The 17,134-nt window shown below is 43.8% G+C and carries 15 protein-coding genes; 12 read left to right on the top strand and 3 right to left on the bottom strand.

Annotated elements, in window-relative coordinates:
- The 10 genes from L4C33_RS11745 to L4C33_RS11790 all read left to right on the top strand — a co-directional run.
- Nucleotides 1-588: aldehyde dehydrogenase family protein (locus L4C33_RS11745; protein WP_428812619.1), on the top strand; the 588-nt coding region annotated here is incomplete at its 5' end.
- A 72-nt stretch (nt 589-660) separates the two neighbouring features.
- Nucleotides 661-2,364 carry a choline dehydrogenase gene (betA, locus tag L4C33_RS11750; protein ID WP_428812620.1) on the top strand — a complete coding sequence of 568 codons (1,704 nt, stop codon included), beginning with the start codon at nt 661-663 and terminating at the stop codon, nt 2,362-2,364.
- A 112-nt stretch (nt 2,365-2,476) separates the two neighbouring features.
- The gene (locus L4C33_RS11755; protein WP_428812621.1) at nt 2,477-3,454 is read left to right on the top strand and encodes a choline ABC transporter substrate-binding protein; all 978 of its coding nucleotides are present in this window, start codon (nt 2,477-2,479) and stop codon (nt 3,452-3,454) included.
- 65 nt (nt 3,455-3,519) lie between these two features.
- Complete coding sequence (gene choW, locus L4C33_RS11760) at nt 3,520-4,362, top strand: choline ABC transporter permease subunit (RefSeq protein ID WP_428812622.1); 843 nt, start codon at nt 3,520-3,522, stop codon at nt 4,360-4,362.
- 2 nt (nt 4,363-4,364) lie between these two features.
- Nucleotides 4,365-5,615, top strand: coding sequence for a choline ABC transporter ATP-binding protein (gene choV, locus L4C33_RS11765; RefSeq protein WP_428812623.1), 1,251 nt, complete (start codon nt 4,365-4,367; stop codon nt 5,613-5,615).
- Between the two features lie 303 nt (nt 5,616-5,918).
- On the top strand, nt 5,919-6,401 hold the full coding sequence (locus tag L4C33_RS11770; protein WP_428812624.1) for a MarR family winged helix-turn-helix transcriptional regulator: 483 nt from the start codon (nt 5,919-5,921) through the stop codon (nt 6,399-6,401).
- Between the two features lie 51 nt (nt 6,402-6,452).
- A complete protein-coding gene (locus tag L4C33_RS11775) occupies nt 6,453-6,698 on the top strand; it encodes a hypothetical protein (RefSeq protein WP_428812625.1) in 246 nt (81 codons plus the stop codon).
- A gap of 171 nt (nt 6,699-6,869) precedes the next feature.
- Nucleotides 6,870-7,415 carry an RNA polymerase sigma factor SigZ gene (sigZ, locus tag L4C33_RS11780; RefSeq protein WP_428812633.1) on the top strand — a complete coding sequence of 182 codons (546 nt, stop codon included), beginning with the start codon at nt 6,870-6,872 and terminating at the stop codon, nt 7,413-7,415.
- A 365-nt stretch (nt 7,416-7,780) separates the two neighbouring features.
- On the top strand, nt 7,781-8,695 hold the full coding sequence (locus L4C33_RS11785; protein WP_428812626.1) for a permease: 915 nt from the start codon (nt 7,781-7,783) through the stop codon (nt 8,693-8,695).
- 333 nt (nt 8,696-9,028) lie between these two features.
- On the top strand, nt 9,029-10,933 hold the full coding sequence (locus tag L4C33_RS11790; protein WP_428812627.1) for a bifunctional metallophosphatase/5'-nucleotidase: 1,905 nt from the start codon (nt 9,029-9,031) through the stop codon (nt 10,931-10,933).
- Between the two features lie 198 nt (nt 10,934-11,131).
- On the opposite strand, the gene L4C33_RS11795 is transcribed toward L4C33_RS11790, so the two are convergent.
- Nucleotides 11,132-11,980, bottom strand: a complete 849-nt coding sequence (locus L4C33_RS11795; protein ID WP_428812628.1) for a MurR/RpiR family transcriptional regulator — start codon at nt 11,978-11,980, stop codon at nt 11,132-11,134.
- 93 nt (nt 11,981-12,073) lie between these two features.
- Nucleotides 12,074-13,681: a PTS transporter subunit EIIC gene (locus L4C33_RS11800; RefSeq protein ID WP_428812629.1), complete on the bottom strand. Its 1,608-nt coding sequence runs from the start codon at nt 13,679-13,681 to the stop codon at nt 12,074-12,076.
- Nucleotides 13,682-13,908: 227 nt separating this feature from the next.
- Here L4C33_RS11800 and L4C33_RS11805 point away from each other — a divergent pair, with 227 nt between their 5' ends.
- Nucleotides 13,909-14,604, top strand: coding sequence for an N-acetylmannosamine-6-phosphate 2-epimerase (locus L4C33_RS11805; protein WP_428812630.1), 696 nt, complete (start codon nt 13,909-13,911; stop codon nt 14,602-14,604).
- A 15-nt stretch (nt 14,605-14,619) separates the two neighbouring features.
- A complete protein-coding gene (gene nagA, locus L4C33_RS11810; RefSeq protein ID WP_428812631.1) occupies nt 14,620-15,756 on the top strand; it encodes an N-acetylglucosamine-6-phosphate deacetylase in 1,137 nt (378 codons plus the stop codon).
- Between the two features lie 455 nt (nt 15,757-16,211).
- Here the strand turns inward: nagA and L4C33_RS11815 are convergent.
- On the bottom strand, nt 16,212-17,134 hold a 923-nt coding region (locus tag L4C33_RS11815; RefSeq protein WP_428812632.1), incomplete at its 5' end, for a hypothetical protein.

Below are 17,134 nucleotides of genomic sequence, written 5' to 3' on the forward strand. Positions count from 1 at the left end.
AACATCTACAACGCATTCATCGACCAACTCAAAACACGCACTGAGAAGCTGATCATTGGAAACCCAATGGACATGGAAACTCAAATTGGTGCGTTGATTTCTAAAGAGCACCTTTCAAAAGTCCTTGAAGCGATTGAGCAGGCTAAACAGTCGGGTGCAACCCTGCTGACTGGCGGCTATCAAGTGACGGACAACGGTCTAGAAAATGGCAACTTTGTTATCCCAACCGTGTTTGTGGATTGCGAAGACAACATGCCACACGTCCAACAAGAGATCTTTGGCCCTGTAATGTCTGTAATGAAGTTTACTGACGAAGACGATGTGATTCGCCGTGCTAACGACACTAAATACGGCCTTGCGGCTGGCGTGTTCACGCAAAACCTTTCTCGTGCTCACCGCGTTATTCACCAAATGCAGGCAGGTATTTGCTGGGTTAACACGTGGGGTGATTCACCTGCAGAAATGCCTGTTGGTGGCTACAAACTTTCGGGTATCGGCCGTGAGAATGGACCAGAGACTCTACTCCACTATACGCAGACTAAGAGCATTCTTATCGAGCTAGGCGACTACGCCAGTCCTTATGCTTAACGCGTAACACTCAATTTCATGGGCTAGCGTAACAGAGCTAGTCCTACTGACTCATCTCAGGGAAATCACAACATGGAACAACGCTACGATTATATTATCGTCGGCGCGGGTTCGGCCGGCTGTGTGTTAGCGGATAGGCTAACGGAAAGCGGTGAACATAGCGTTTTATTACTCGAAGCTGGTGGTACAGATAAAAGCATTTTCATCCAAATGCCAACCGCGCTTTCTTACCCAATGAATACCGAAAAGTACGCTTGGCAATTTGAAACTCTGCAAGAGCCAGGCCTTGATGGGCGTGAACTGCATTGCCCACGTGGCAAAGTGTTAGGTGGCAGTTCATCAATCAACGGCATGGTTTATGTTCGTGGTCATGCATGTGACTTTGATGAGTGGGAAGAGCAAGGCGCTGCGGGTTGGAACTACCAAGCATGCTTGCCTTACTTCCGCCGTGCCGAATCGTGGAACAAAGGTGGTGATGACTATCGTGGTGATAACGGCCCCGTAGGTACTTGTAACGGTAACGATATGGAGCTCAACCCTCTTTACCAAGCGTTCATCGATGCAGGTAAAGACGCTGGGTACCCAGAAACACAAGACTACAACGGCTACCAGCAAGAAGGCTTCGGCACTATGCACATGACCGTAGACAAAGGTGTTAGAGCCTCAACCTCAAACGCTTATCTACGTCGTGCATTGAAGCGCCCAAACCTTACTTTGAAAAAAGGTATCGTGGCTCGCAAGTTCTTGCTCGAGGTTCAATCTGACCAAAGTAAGAAAGCCGTAGGCGTTAAGTTTGAAAAGTCTGGCAACGTCCAAACTGCTATGGCGAACAAAGAAGTCATCTCTTCTGCGGGTTCTATTGGTTCGGTTCAACTGTTGCAACTTTCTGGTATCGGCCCGAAAGCGGTTCTTGAGAAAGCGGGTATTGAAGTGATACACGAACTGAATGGTGTCGGTGAAAACCTGCAAGATCATTTAGAAGTGTATTTCCAATACCACTGTAACGAWCCGATTACGCTCAACAGCAAACTTGGCTTAGTAAGCAAAGGCATGATTGGCGCGGAATGGATTTTGACTCGCAAAGGCCTAGGTGCAACTAACCACTTTGAATCGTGCGCCTTCATTCGCTCTCGTAAAGGATTGAAGTGGCCAAATATTCAATATCACTTCCTACCAGCAGCGATGCGTTATGACGGCCAAGCGGCCTTTGATGGCCATGGTTTCCAAGTACACGTTGGCCCTAACAAGCCAGAGAGTCGTGGCACGGTTGCGATTACTTCTGCCGACCCACACGCGAAACCAGAAATCATTTTTAACTACATTTCGACAGAACAAGACCGCCAAGATTGGCGCGATTGTATTCGTCTGACGCGCGAGATTTTATCTCAGCCAGCGATGGACACATACCGAGGTGAAGAAATTCAGCCTGGTCTGAACATTACTTCAGATGACGCGATTGATGAATGGGTGAAGCAGAATGTTGAAAGTGCTTACCACCCTTCATGTGGCTGCAAAATGGGCTCAGATGATGACCCAATGGCAGTTCTGGACGAACAATGTCGCGTTCGTGGTATCGACGGTTTACGTGTTGTCGACTCGTCGGTTTTCCCAACCATTCCAAACGGGAACTTAAACGCGCCAACCATTATGGTTGCTGAACGCGCTTCCGATTTAATTCTTGGTAAGCCAGCGCTTAAAGAGCAAGACGTCCCTGTATGGATTGCACCTGAATGGCAAGAGAAACAAAGAATAAACAAGCCAGTAAGAGAAGCGTAAGCCTCTGTTACTGAATAAAAAATAGTAACAACAAAAATTAGTCAAAAGTCAGCAGAACAGCCCTAGTTAGTATGAGTTAGGGCTGCAAAAGGAAAGATAAAAAGGAATCATTATGACGACTCAAAACAAACAGACCGCTACAAAAAAGGCGCTCGCAACATTAGCTATCAGTTCATTTGCGTTTAGTGCTTACGCTAACGCTTCAGTAGAGCCACAACAATGTGAAAACGTTCGTTTCGCAGATGTAGGCTGGACAGATATCACCGCAACAACAGCGGTAACGACTGAGCTATTAAAAGGTCTTGGCTACAAAACAAAAACCGACCTACTTTCAGTACCGGTTACCTACTCTTCAATGGCAAACGGTGACATTGACGTATTCCTAGGCAACTGGATGCCAACCATGGAAGGCGATATCGCGAAGTACCGTGAAGCCGGCACAGTGGAAACCGTTCGTGCCAACCTTGAAGGCGCAAAATACACACTAGCCGTACCTAAATACGTGTATGACGCAGGTGTGAAAAGCTTCGCTGACCTTGCAAAACACGCCGACAAGTTTAAAGACCGCATCTACGGTATCGAACCGGGTAACGATGGTAACCGTTTGATTCAATCTATGATCGATTCAGATGCATTCGGCCTTAAAGAATTCAACCTTGTTGAGTCGAGTGAAGCTGGCATGGTGTCTCAAGTTTCTCGCGCAGCACGTCGTAGCCAATGGATCGTTTACCTAGGTTGGGCACCGCACCCAATGAACAGCAACGTAGAAATGGAATACCTATCTGGTGGTGATGATTTCTTCGGCCCGAACTACGGTGGCGCGAATGTTTACACAAACGTACGTTCAAACTACCTGTCTGAGTGTGCAAACGTAGGCCAGCTTCTACAAAACCTAGAATTTACTCTAGAGATGGAAAACCAGCTGATGGAAGACATTCTTAACCAAAACGTTAAGCCTGAAAAAGCTGCGCAACAATGGTTAAACAACAACCCACAACAAGTAGAAGCTTGGCTAGACAATGTAAAAACGCATAAAGGTGATTCGGCAACTCAAGCTGTTACTGAATACCTAAAGCAAGTAAAAGCTTAGTTTTACCCATAGCAACATAAATAATAAAGGTGAGCTTCGGCTCACCAATAATCAAAGGCAATATTGTGAATTTTATTACGGAAAACAAAATCCCTGTCGGACAATGGATGGAAGCTGGCGTTGACTGGTTAACAATCAACGCTGCAGGCCTTTTTGATGCTATTTCTATCTTCCTAGAAACCGTTATTCTATTTTTAGTCGATGTATTTAAGTGGATGCCACCTGCTCTGCCTATCGTCATTACTGCTGCCCTCGCTTGGTATTTACACCGCAAACTTTCGCTTGTGATATTCGTTGTCGCAGCGCTACTCACTATTTTGAACCTTGGCTACTGGCAAGAAATGCTGGAAACCTTTGTCCTCGTGTTCGCAGCGACAACGATTTCCGTATTAATTGGCGTACCGGTTGGCATCATGGCGGCTCACCGCCCTTGGCTCTATACATTACTTCGACCGATCCTCGACTTAATGCAGACAGTTCCAACGTTTGTGTACCTTATCCCGACATTGGTTCTATTTGGTTTAGGCATCGTTCCGGGCTTAATCTCGACCATTATTTTTGCTATCGCCGCGCCAATACGTTTGACCTATCTGGGCGTGACTAAAGTGCCGGAAGAGCTTATCGAAGCGGGCAAAGCCTTTGGTGCTAGCCGTATGAAACTCCTAATGAAAGTGGAATTACCAGCCGCTTTACCAAGTATTATGGCGGGTGTAACACAGTGCATTATGTTGTCACTTTCAATGGTAGTGATTGCTGCACTTGTAGGAGCTGATGGGCTTGGTAAGCCAGTTGTTCGAGCGCTAAACACAGTAAACATCTCACAAGGTTTCGAAGCCGGACTTGCGATTGTATTGGTTGCGATCATTCTTGACCGCTTATGCAAAACACCAAACCAGAAGGAAGCTTGATTATGACTCGAGTAAATAAAGCTATGCCTAAAGAAAACAAAACTGTGCCGCAAGAAAATAAGGCGCTCGACGCAATAACAATTAAAAACCTCGATGTCGTGTTTGGTGACAAAACGAATCAAGCACTTAACTTGCTGGATCAAGGTAAAACTCGTCAGGAAATTATTGATGAGACAGGCCAAGTCGTCGGCGTTGATAACGTATCGCTGACCGTTGAAGAAGGCGAAATTTGTGTGCTCATGGGCCTTTCAGGCTCGGGGAAATCATCTTTGCTCCGTGCTGTTAATGGTTTGAACGAAATCAGCCGTGGTTCTCTCACGATAAAAGATGGCGATAAGCTTGTTGATTTAGGCGAACAATGCGACGAAGCAACATTGCGTCATCTTCGTACACACCGTGTCTCTATGGTGTTTCAAAAATTCGCTCTCATGCCTTGGTTAACTGTGCTAGATAACGTGGCATTTGGTCTTGAAATGCAAGGAGTTGCCAAAGATGTTCGCCGAGCTAAAGCTCGTGAGCAACTAGAGATGGTTGGCCTAGCAGAATGGGAAACAAAGTATCCACACGAGCTTTCTGGTGGTATGCAGCAACGTGTTGGTTTGGCACGAGCCTTTGCAATGGACACGGACATTCTATTAATGGATGAACCGTTTTCGGCGCTTGACCCGCTGATCCGAGCTCAACTGCAAGATGAACTGCTTACGTTACAAAGCAAGCTTAACAAAACGATTTTGTTTGTAAGCCACGACTTAGATGAAGCGCTAAAAATTGGCAATAATATTGCGATCATGGAATCGGGTAAGTTGATTCAACACGGTAAACCTGAAGAGATAGTGCTTACGCCAAAAACAGAATACGTAAAAGACTTTGTTGCTCACACTAACCCGCTTAACGTATTAAAAGGTCGCTCGTTAATGCAGCCTCTTAACTCGCTAACGCAAGAAAATGAAAGCTGGAAAATCTGTGATGCTAAAGATCTATGGATTGAACAAAGTGAAGGTGCGTTATCTGTAAAAGGTGAACCGACGTTGGCACTTGTTGAGTGGAGTGAATCTGATGACTTGAACGCAATTAGCGCTTCTAGCCTGATTGTAACGAGCCCAGATATTGGCATGCGCGACGCCATTAAACTCAAGCAGATCAGTAACCACCCAATTCTGTTGGTCGAAGACAACCAACTCATTGGTATTTTGGATGACAGCGAATTCTATAGCGCACTCACTGGCAATTTTCAGCTAAATAATGCAGCTTAACAACCACTTGAACGAATCATAATGGGTGGAGTGACCTTTTTCTCGCTCCACCTTACTGTTAAGGCCATGCGTATCAGTTAAAGAACAAAGTATTCGCAATAGCATTTTTTCAGCCAACATTATTTAATAATTAGGGGCTCTACCCTAAATGGTGTATGAGAAAAGATTGAGAATAGTATGAACATCAGTACAATGCGGCAAATTAATTACTAAACTTTAAGTTTACAGTGTGCCTATCTATCTCTGCTTCTGAGATTAACGCTGTAAATCGTTCAACAATGTATTTGTACAAAGGTCTGCATCTTGGAAAAACATGACGAAATACTAGTCGCTATCCGCCAAATTATTCGAGCTATCGATTTACATTCGAAGAAGCTGAGTAAAGAGTATGGTTTGACTGGCCCTCAATTGATCTTAATGAGAGCTATCCAAGAGATGCATAATGTGACGATCAAAGAATTGTCCAATCACACCAACGTAAGCCAAGCAACAACGACGACGATTATCGATCGCTTAGAGTTAAATGGTTACGTAAAACGAGTACGTAGTGAATCGGATCGCCGTAAAGTACACGCGAATTTGACTGAAAAAGGTCAAACGCTTCTCAACAGTGCTCCGCCACCTCTGCAAGATAACTTTGTAAACAAATTCCAAAACCTCGAACCTTGGGAACAAAGCCTGCTGCTTTCTTCAATGCAACGCGTATCTTCAATGATGAATGCGGAAGACATTGATGCAGCACCTGTTCTTCAGTTGGAAGGAATCGCGAACGTCGCGAAAGTTTAATTTAGACCGTATTGATTGCTTGTTAGCAATAAAAATTGAAGAGTAAGAAACATGAATAACGAACTTGATATCATTGACAATCTACAAGACCTTGAACAGTTTCTAATTGATATTGAAAATGGTGGCTTTGGCCTACAAGGTGTTGAAGGTATTGGTATGGCGACCAACAACTCAGACGGTCGTCACTTCGTTGCAGTATTCGATAGCAGCAACAAGTTGTTATTAGGCCGCTGGATCACTAAAGAAGTTTTCGAAACAGGTAAAGATCTGGTTCGAAACGGTCCAAACCGCCACTAAGGCTTTCAAAGCATCCTGTAACATGCTCGACATGACATGAATTAAAGCCCGTATGATGAAAATCGTACGGGCTTTTTCGTACATCACACGAACTCAATAAAGTGACGGTTGTTGACTCTTAAAGCGGTCAAAGTGGATAATCACTGGGTTCACATTAATCAGAGACACATGATGCAACTTGAATCTATTTGGGCAGAATACCACGCAAGCCTTAAGTCATTTCTACATAGCAAAGTAGCCAACGCTCATGATGCAGAAGATCTCCTTCAAGAAGTCTTAATTAAAACTCACACGAATCTAAAAACGATTACTGACAGCAGTAAAATTAAGCCTTGGTTGTTTCAAATTGCGAACAATACGATTATTGATTTCTATCGTCGTAACGGTAGGCATAACGACTTGGTAGCAGAAGATTTGTGGTACCAGGAAGAGGATGAAGAACAAGTCATTGATGACCTTTCTCTTTGCCTGTTGCCTTTCATTAAGCAGCTGCCTAAAGCGGATTCAGAGCTTCTAATCGCCATCGAAATCGAAGAAATCGCACAGAAAGATTACGCTGAGAAAAATGGTATTAACTATTCAACGTTAAAATCACGAGTAAAACAAAGCCGTGGAAAACTTCATAACCTGTTTAATCGCTGCTGTGATTTCTCTTTAGATTCTCAAGGTAACATCATGGACTACAACCAAAAGTCCAAGGGCTGCAATAACTGTTAGTCGAAGCTAGCAGCTATAAAGAAAGACCTTAGAGCATCTAGCATGAGGCTTAGGTCGACCAGAATTTTAGTAACTGACAAACCACTTCTACCACCTACCCTTTACTTTCCACTCTCTTATAAACTCAGTCATCTTGATATTACAAACAGCAGCTAACGCGATTTCATGACTTCTGACTTTTCAACCTGATCTAACCAATCACGGACACCGAACAAAAAACCATATAAAACAAAGAAATAACCCTCTCCCAAACCATGCTACATTTTTCGTCCTTATTTTATATTTCGATATTTCTAGAATTAATTTGACACTAATTTTTTGCAGGCGTATATTTCGATTATTCCAGAAATAATGAGATTTAAAATATGAACATTACACAAGATATGGTTATGGATACATTAGGCATGTTTGTTTTTTTAGCCGTTGAGCTAACCATCCTATTTTTGTTGATTAGCTACATAGTTGGTGTGTTGCAGGAGTATATTCCGCCGGCAAAAATACAAAGCATCTTAAGCGGTAAAAATGGTAAGGGTTACATCGTAGCCGGATTTCTAGGCGCGATTACACCGTTTTGTTCGTGCTCCACCATACCTTTCTTAAAAGGGCTACTAAGAGCTAAAGCTGGCTTCGGCACCATGATGGTATTCTTGTTTGCCAGTCCTTTGTTAAACCCAATCATTATTGGCTTATTTGCTGTGACGTTTGGCCTGAAAGTAACGGTTTTCTATTTCGCTATCGCGATGGGCGTATCCGTGATTGCTGGCTACACATTAGAAAAGCTTGGGTTTGAAAAATACGTAAAGCCAGAAGCTTACATTGCACCTGAAGCAAAAGGTTGTGGATCTACATGTGGCGGGAAAACAAAACCAGTCAACAAATGGGTAAAAATATGGAACAGCACATGGAATGATTTCAAAAAAGTACTTCCATACCTTGTCGGTGGCATTGCATTGGGCTCTATGATTTACGGCTTTATGCCAACTGAATTTGTGGCGAGTGTGGCAAGTGAAGAAAACCCATTTGCTATCCCATTTGCAGCTGTCATCGGTATCCCACTCTACATTCGTGCAGAAGCGGTTATCCCATTAAGTGCTGCATTAGCTGCGAAAGGCATGGGTTTAGGTGCAGTAATGGCTTTGATCATAGGCAGTGCTGGCGCAAGTTTAACTGAGGTAATTTTACTTAAATCGATCTTCAAGAACCAAATGGTTGCAGCCTTCTTATTCGTTATTCTAAGTATGGCAATTGGCGCAGGCTTCCTATACCAACTGATCTTCTAAATCGTGTATATCCCGCTTAACCGAAAAGCAAAAAGCCCCACTTACATTGAGCAAGTGGGGCGTTTTATTAATCTATTGTAATCAGAAACCTTACTGCCGAGAGTTAGTAAGGCTGCCTTTAACTTATGCAGATTGAATTTCACGAGAGTTTAGGACGGATTTAGGTATTAAGGTGGCTTACATCCTAACTTAAGCCGTTGCAAGGTGGTCAGTCGTCACATTTATATGAAACATGAAGACCTTGCGTCATAAAAAGTATGACATTAGTCACCCATAAAATAATCTCTATTCTATATTGTGGCGTCATACTTTAAACACGATGTGAACATACTTATGAAAAGACGCATACTATCAAGTGTAATCCTACTCTCTTTAGCCTCCCCAATCTTTGCTGCTGATGGCGACATACACGATGTCACTATACTTGGTACTTCCGATATTCACGGTCATTTTATGGCATGGGATTACGCGGCTGATAAACTCAACACTCGTGGTAGTTTAAGCCAGATAGCGACTAAAGTGGGCGATATCCGCAAGGAGCAATCCAACATTATCCTTGTAGACGCTGGCGATACCATCCAAGGCAACTTCGTCGAAACATTCAAAGATGAGCCAGTTGACCCAATGATGCTTGGCTTTAATCACATGAAATATGATGTGTGGGTTTTAGGTAACCATGAATTCGACTTTGGGCTTAAAACGCTCAACAGAGCCGTGTCTCAATTTAAAGGACAGTCTCTAGGTGGCAACATCAAGAACAAAAGTGGCAATCCATTTTTGCCTGGTTACACTATTCTAGATCGTGGTGGCATTAAGATCGGTGTGATAGGAATGGATACTCCAATGACAGAAGTCTTTGCGCAAGGTACCAACCGTTTAGAAGGCGTAACCTTCACTAATCCAACTTTGGAAGTGAAGAAAATCGTCAAAGAAATTGATGATAAAGTAGATGCCATCGTGTTGGTTGCCCATATGGGGATTGAGAACGAGAATGACATAGCTGACACAGGTGTCACTGATATTGCCAATGCAAACCCAGAGCTAGATGCTATCGTTGCTGGCCACATGCATACTCGTATCGATAAAGCCGTTGTGAATGGCGTTATTATCACTGAGCCCGATAAATATGGCCGCGCCCTATCTCGTATCGACCTTCAATTTGAAGAGCGCGATGGCAAATTCACTCTCATCAATAAAGACAGCTTCACCTATAAAATTAAAGGTATAGATTCTGATGAGGACATGGATGAGCTATACCAACCCTATCACAAACAACTCCGAGAAATGGCGAATAAACCTGTCGCTCAGCTGACCGGCGTTGATTTGGTTCCTGAAAACGAAATCCGCGGTATACCTCAAGTCCACGTTCAAGACACCGGCATTAGTGCGCTATTCCAAGAAGCGAGCTTCTTCTATGCACCAAAAGCCAATGTCATCGCACTCCAAATTGACAATGATAATGCGGAGCTTGATGTTGGCCCGATCAAAGCCAAAGACATCGCGTACAACTACCAATACGCAGGTGGTGAAATCTCTGTCTACCAGATGACAGGCAAAGAGCTTAGAACGTACATGGAATGGTCTGCGGACTACTTCAACTCAGTGCAACCCGGTGATGCGACCTACAGCTTTAACCCCGTTCGAAGAGCATCAAAATACTCTACCAATGACTTTTTCGCAGGTGTCACTTATACCATTGATCTTACTCAGCCCCCAGGCACACGTATCACTAACCTTGCATTTGCTGATGGCACACCGGTTACAGATGAAACCGAAATACGTATTGGTATGAATAGCTATCGAATGGGACACCTAACCAAGAAAGGTGGCGTACTAGAAGGCGAATCGTTCCCTGTACTCTTTGACACTGAAGCCGAATATGGAGAAGAAGCAGGCACGATCCGTAATATGACCATCAAGTACCTTAAAGAAGAAAAGAACGGTCAATATGAAGGCAAACCTCAACAACGTTGGACACTTTCGGGTTTAGACAGCCATTACAACGAACAGCGTGAGATAGTAAAATCATTGGTTAACGATGGAGTTATATCAATCCCAACCAGCGACGATGGCCGCTACACGAACATCGCTTCTATCAACGTAAAAGAACTGTTGTTCAAATCTGACGAAGCCAAACAAGCAGCTATAACCACACGCGAAAAGAAACTAGCGCAGGCTACTGAACAAGAGAGCAAACAAATCAAACGTGAAATCACTCTGATCAAAGCGCTCAATTAATCCTAACCCTCAAACCAATAACGACTTAACGACGCTTAGAGCGTGGTTAAGTCGTTCTTTATGGTATCTTGCTCACCTCTAAAACATCCCACCCTCACCAAGTAAAACGGATTGGATATTCGTAAATTGGCTCAAGTATGGGAACGTCAAAGTGATATCACTTGATATGCTCATGGGGCGCTTACACCAGAACTGAACTTAAACCATAAACGCCATGGTTACTTCAGCGGTATCTTTTACCGATTCCGCGTACTCTTCATACTCCGCCACCAACTGATTAATCAAGACGTCGACCAAAAGCAATGCACTAACTTTCGATGCGAATGCACCGCCAGTTAAAGGACCTTCTGGTCTAGCGGCAACCAACACTTCATCAGAAGTCACTGATAATGGGCTATGGCGAATGTTAGTTAAACTCACGACTGGAGACTGTTGGCTCTTCGCTCTTGTCGCAGCATACACCACATCTTTCGTTGAACCCGAGCTTGAAATCGCAAACCACAGATCACTTGCTTTCGACTTAACGGCACGCATCGCTGCAATATGAGTGTCTTCAAACATGGTCGAGCATTTACCTATTCGAGTTAAGCGAAAAGATAAGTAACGACCAACAATGCTCGATGCCCCAACACCGACACAATGAATATTGTCGGCTTCATGAATCATCTGACAAATACGATCAATCTGCTTTCTATCTATCAGTGTACTGGTGTCTTGCAGGCTGGTAATTGCACTTTGGGTCGCGCTGTCAATTCGATCTGCATTCTCATTAAGGGGTTCATTTGCTTTCTGTGATCGCGGCTGGCTGAGCTCAATTGCCAATCCCATTCGAAAGTCAGAGTAACCTTTAAAGCCCAAGTCTCGACACAAGCGAATCACGGTCGCTTCACTTGTCGTAGTATCTCTTGCTAATTCTGTAATGGTTAGGTATTGAGCGCTATCAGCGTTAGATACAATAAAATCAGCCACTTTTTTTAATTTAGGGCTGTAACCTTCCATGCCATAGCGAAGGCGAGAGAGTAAATTGACTTGAGATTGTGCGTTCATAGTGCTCTTGATTCCATAACTAACGCTGGGAGTATAACGTAATTTCAAACAACAAGAACCTAGCGATTGCTAGGCTCTTATCTCAATTAATTGTTATAACTGATATTTTTCGATTATCTGATTCTTATAGGTTTCAGCCTGAGTTCCGTAAATCAACTGAATACCATTGCCGGAGCGAATCACTCCTTTGGCATCCAACGATTTCCAAACCTCATCACTGGCAGGCAACTCACTGTCTTTCACAGTAATTCTCAGGCGAGTGATACAAGCGTCAATCGAAGCAATGTTCTCTTTACCACCTAAATTCGTCACGATGTCATCAATCAGCCCACCCTCTTTACCGCTATAATCTTTACGTGTGTAAAGTTTGCTCTCAGCATCGTTACGGCCCGGTGTTGAATAGTTGAACTTGCGAATCATAAAGCTGAACACGAAGTAGTAAATCACAGAGTAAATCGGGCCAAGGATCAGAATCCATTGATACGATGTCTTCGCTGTCCCTTGTAGCAAACCAAAGAAGGTAAAGTCGATGATACCGCGAGAGAAAGTAATACCAACTGCGACATCTAGCATGTGCATCAGCATGTAAGCGATACCTTCTAGCACTGCGTGTACCGCGTACAATGCTGGTGCAACAAACAAGAAAGTAAACTCTAGTGGCTCAGTAATACCTGTCAGGAACGACGTTAACGCAGCTGAGAACAAGATACCTTTTACTTTCGCTTTATTCTTATCGTCTGCACAGCGGTACATAGCTAAAGCTGCGGCAGGCAGGCCAAACATCATTGGTAAGAAGCCACCGGTCATTGTGCGTGTTGCTTCAGAGCTAAAATGTACCGTCGCTGGATCAGCGAGCTGAGCAAAGAAAATCTTTTGACCACCAGCGACCATTTCACCGGCAACTTCTTGTACGCCACCTAGTTCGGTATACCAGAACAATGGGTAAATCGCATGATGGAGACCAAATACGTTCAATAGACGCATCAATGAACCGTAGAAGAAAGTACCGATGTACCCCATTGCAGAGAAGGCTTCACCTGCAAAAACGATAGATTTAAAAATTGGTGGCCAGATGAATGGGAACGCAAATGCTAACGGAATAAAGAACACCATTGTCATGACGGGTACTAAGCGGTTTCCGCTAAAGAACGCCAAGTAATCAGGCAGTGTCACATTTGAGAAACGATTAGTAATAAACGCCGATAGTAGGCCACACGTAATACCGCCAAACACACCTGTTTGTAAGGTAAATATGCCAAGCTCTTTAGTATACAGAGAGGCTAGACCCACCGCTTCATCCGCATTGGCGCCAGCCGCAATAAGCCCCTCAACACTGGTAGTATCTGGTGAGAAGCCCTGGAAACCAAGTACCGCACCAATCACTGTGTGGAATAGTAAGAAGCCAAGTACTGCGGAGAGTGCCGCCGTTTCTTTATTATTATTCGCCATACCAATCGCAACGCCAACTGCAAATAGCAATGGTAGGTTTACAAACACGAATAGACCCGCTTGGAAACAGAGCACCAAAAACTGATTGGCAAGCGTCCCTGGAGCTAAGAAGGTCAGATTATAAGTTTCAATGAGTGGCCCACTCGTAAATGCCCCACCAACCCCAAGTAAAATACCCGCCATTGGCAAAACAGCAATGGGCAACATAAATGCCCGACCGATCTTTTGTAGTACAGAAAAGATACCGTTCATGTACCCTCCAAACCCTTTGATTTATTAAAATTGTATTTAAACCGCTATGCAGCTTCCCTTAATCGAGTCAATTATCAACACAATAAAAATTTTCTTCAAACACCATGAAGAAAATCTGTGATCGGTGTAAAAAATATAATCTTCGCTATGGATGAAGATTATTTTCAGTAGTATAACTGCCTCATAAACAAGTTCTGAAGAATAAAGATCATATTAAGAGGCGAGTAATGAAGAACTGGGATATCACTAAAATAGCCAAAACACTGGCCGACACTATTGTTGTTTCTATCCAACCAGTTGAAGGAAGTCCACTCGATACCACTGAGTTTGTTGTTGCTATGGCAAAGGCCGCAGAAATGGCAGGTGCACCAGCATTGAGAATAGAAAGAGCTGAACGCGTTGCTGCTGTGGCGAAAGCCGTATCCATCCCTATCATTGGCATAGTAAAGAGAGATTTACCTGACAGCCCGGTGCGTATCACACCCTTTGTTGATGATGTGAAAGCATTAGAAGCAGCAGGTGCAGCGATTATTGCTTTCGATGCGACCGATCGAGTTCGACCGGAAACTCGCCAAGTCATTGCGCAAGCTATTGTTCAATCTTGTTGTATTGGTATGGCCGATTGTGCCGAGTTTGCAGACGGCTTCTGGGCGCATTCCCAAGGCATTGAATTGATCGGCTCTACGCTTTCTGGCTACACTGGTGAGACAACTCCAGAAGAGCCAGACTTTGAACTGGTTACCAAGTTTGCTCAAGCAGGCTATCTCACTATGGCAGAAGGAAGATTCAACTCTCCTGAACTATGCAAACAAGCAATCCAAGCCGGTGCGCTTTCAGTGACTGTTGGCTCCGCACTAACGCGTCTAGAAGTTGCAACATCGTGGTACCTCGACGCAGCCGCTAGTGCAAAAATAGCGAAATAAGAAAAGGATAGCATCATGTTAAAAGCCATTACCGCACACACTTTGTTTGACGGTGAACGCTACTTAGAGCAACACGCTTTAGTGTTTGATCGCACCGGGATCCTCGAAATAACCCCAATCGACAAACTCGATTCAAGTGTCGATTTGATTAGTTACGGGGACGCTATCATTACCCCAGGCTTTATCGATATTCAAGTCAACGGCGGTGGTGGCATGATGCTCAATGATGCTCAATCCGTTCCCACGATTGAAACCATCATAAAAGCACACCGCAAAGGCGGCACTGCGTATCTATTACCTACCCTAGTGAGCGAAAAGCCATCCGCTATGACAGCGGCGCTAAACGCAATTGAGCAAGGGATAGAGAAAAAAGTTGATGGTTTGCTAGGCATTCACTTAGAAGGTCCATGGCTAAACCCTGTAAAAAAGGGGGCTCACGATGAAAATAACTTCTACAGTCCGAGCATTGAACAGTTGGACGCTTTTCCGTGGCTAACGCAAGGCATTAACTTCATCACTTTAGCGCCTGAGCAAGTGGACTCAGCATCCATCAAATGGCTATCAGATAAGGGTTGCATCATTGCTGCAGGACATACCAACCTTGCCGAGCTAGATCTCGTTGGCAAGCGTGAGAACATCCATGGTTTTACCCACCTATATAACGCGATGTCATCACAAACTGGTCGTGAGCTTGGCGCAGTCGGTGTCGCACTAAGTGATGATGATTGTTGGGCATCTTACATTGCTGATGGTATTCACGTTCACCCACAAAACTTGTTAATGGCTATCAAACTTAAGCCAAAAGACAAAATGGTGCTGGTTACCGATGCAATGGCATCAGTAGGAAACCCTGATGAAAGCTTCATTCTTGATGGTCAAAAGATTCGAGTCAAAGATGGTAAGTTAGTTAACGAAGCAGGCAACCTCGCAGGCGCGCATATCACCATGGCTCAGTCCGTAAAGAACCTTATTGATTGGGGCGTTAGCCCAGAACACGCTTACCAAATGGCCAGCACGAACCCTGCCCATGCGATGAATCTTGAAAGTGAATTAGGCTATCTAAAAGTAGGATACCGAGCGTCTGCAACAATTCTAGATAAAAATGGCGAACCAAATTCCGTTTTAGTCGACGGGAATTTATACTCCTGTTAAAAGCCCAACCTAAACTCCTGAAGGTCGCTCTCTCCCCCTAGAGAGTGATCTATCGCTAAAAGCATAGGGCGCCCCTTACTTACGTCCAAGTAAATCGACTATCTTTCGTTGAAAGAAAGTTACACAACGTTTAGATATCACAGTAACTCTATGAGTGTACGAACGTACCGTAACCATTTTTCATGATTAGAAAACCCATGTTTCAACTTTGTATAAATTGCATCAAGTCGCTGAGGGGTTAACAATTTCTGAGGAATCACATTCGCTTTAAAGGTTTAACCACGTTATCTAGCCCTTCAACTTTCAAAGTGAGACAAAGCTTTGGTAAATCACCTTTGAACAAAAACGAGTGACGACCAGTGAACTAAACTGCTTCTATCTGGTTAGAAAAAATATCTTAACCCCTTAAACGGTTGTATAGATAACTCAGTTTTTCAGGAACGTTTTGCTTCATATTATTCACCACTGATTTCCTTGAATATCAAATCCATCACTCGATTGCGGATCCCATTCATCTCATTCTGGCTGACATTATTCGTACTAGCAGTCATCGAGAAAGTTAGCTGCCCATTAACCGTTGTAATTCCCACCACCTTTTCGTTTACATCTGAGTAAAGCAGCGGGCCATATATTGACTGAATTGTCCGAGAGCCAAACTCAGTCTCGATATCTACTCGCCCTACATTGGTTATAGAGTAACCGTATGACACTTTGTCCCAGTTCATTTGCTTGAGCATCTTTGTTGCCAATTTATTCTGAAAGCCATCATATTTAGCAAAGTAAAATGAGTCCAAAAGACTGGGTGGAAGTCTTTCAGTCACCAGCATGCGAAACAGATCCGTCTTTCCAACAGCCTCTTTAATTTCTTTGTGAATAGTCCGAGCTGAATCCCAGAAGGGCAATTCCAAATTACAGTCAAACTTAAGGCTCATTGACGATGCAAAGAAGCCGAATTCTTCACCAACGGGGAAAGTTAGTTTCTCACGAGTGCTAATTGCCATTCCTGCCATTTTACGGAAGGAAGCCTGATCACCCTGTATTTCACGCTGAGCGATTAGAAATGCAGTCCACAATGCGGAGTTGACCGTTACTTGTTTTTCACGGCACTTTGTTACGAGAGCCTTGGTTTCTTCTTCCGTTAACCCCCACCTCAGTAGCGACGACTCACTGTTTACTTGCCAGAATTTATTTAACATGCGTTCCATGTCATTTTGGCTGAACGAAATACCAGCCCTATTCCATTTCATACCGATCAGCTTCATAACGAGCTTTGCAATTGGGTTTATTTTAGGAGGGTTGGAAACCGTTTCACTTTTGATAGAGGGAGGTGGAGGTAAAATCTCAGAAGAATAATCTGGCATATCAAGCTGTTTCAAAA

The organism is Vibrio makurazakiensis, assembly GCF_050337375.1.
GTDB classification, from domain to species: Bacteria; Pseudomonadota; Gammaproteobacteria; order Enterobacterales; family Vibrionaceae; genus Vibrio; species Vibrio makurazakiensis.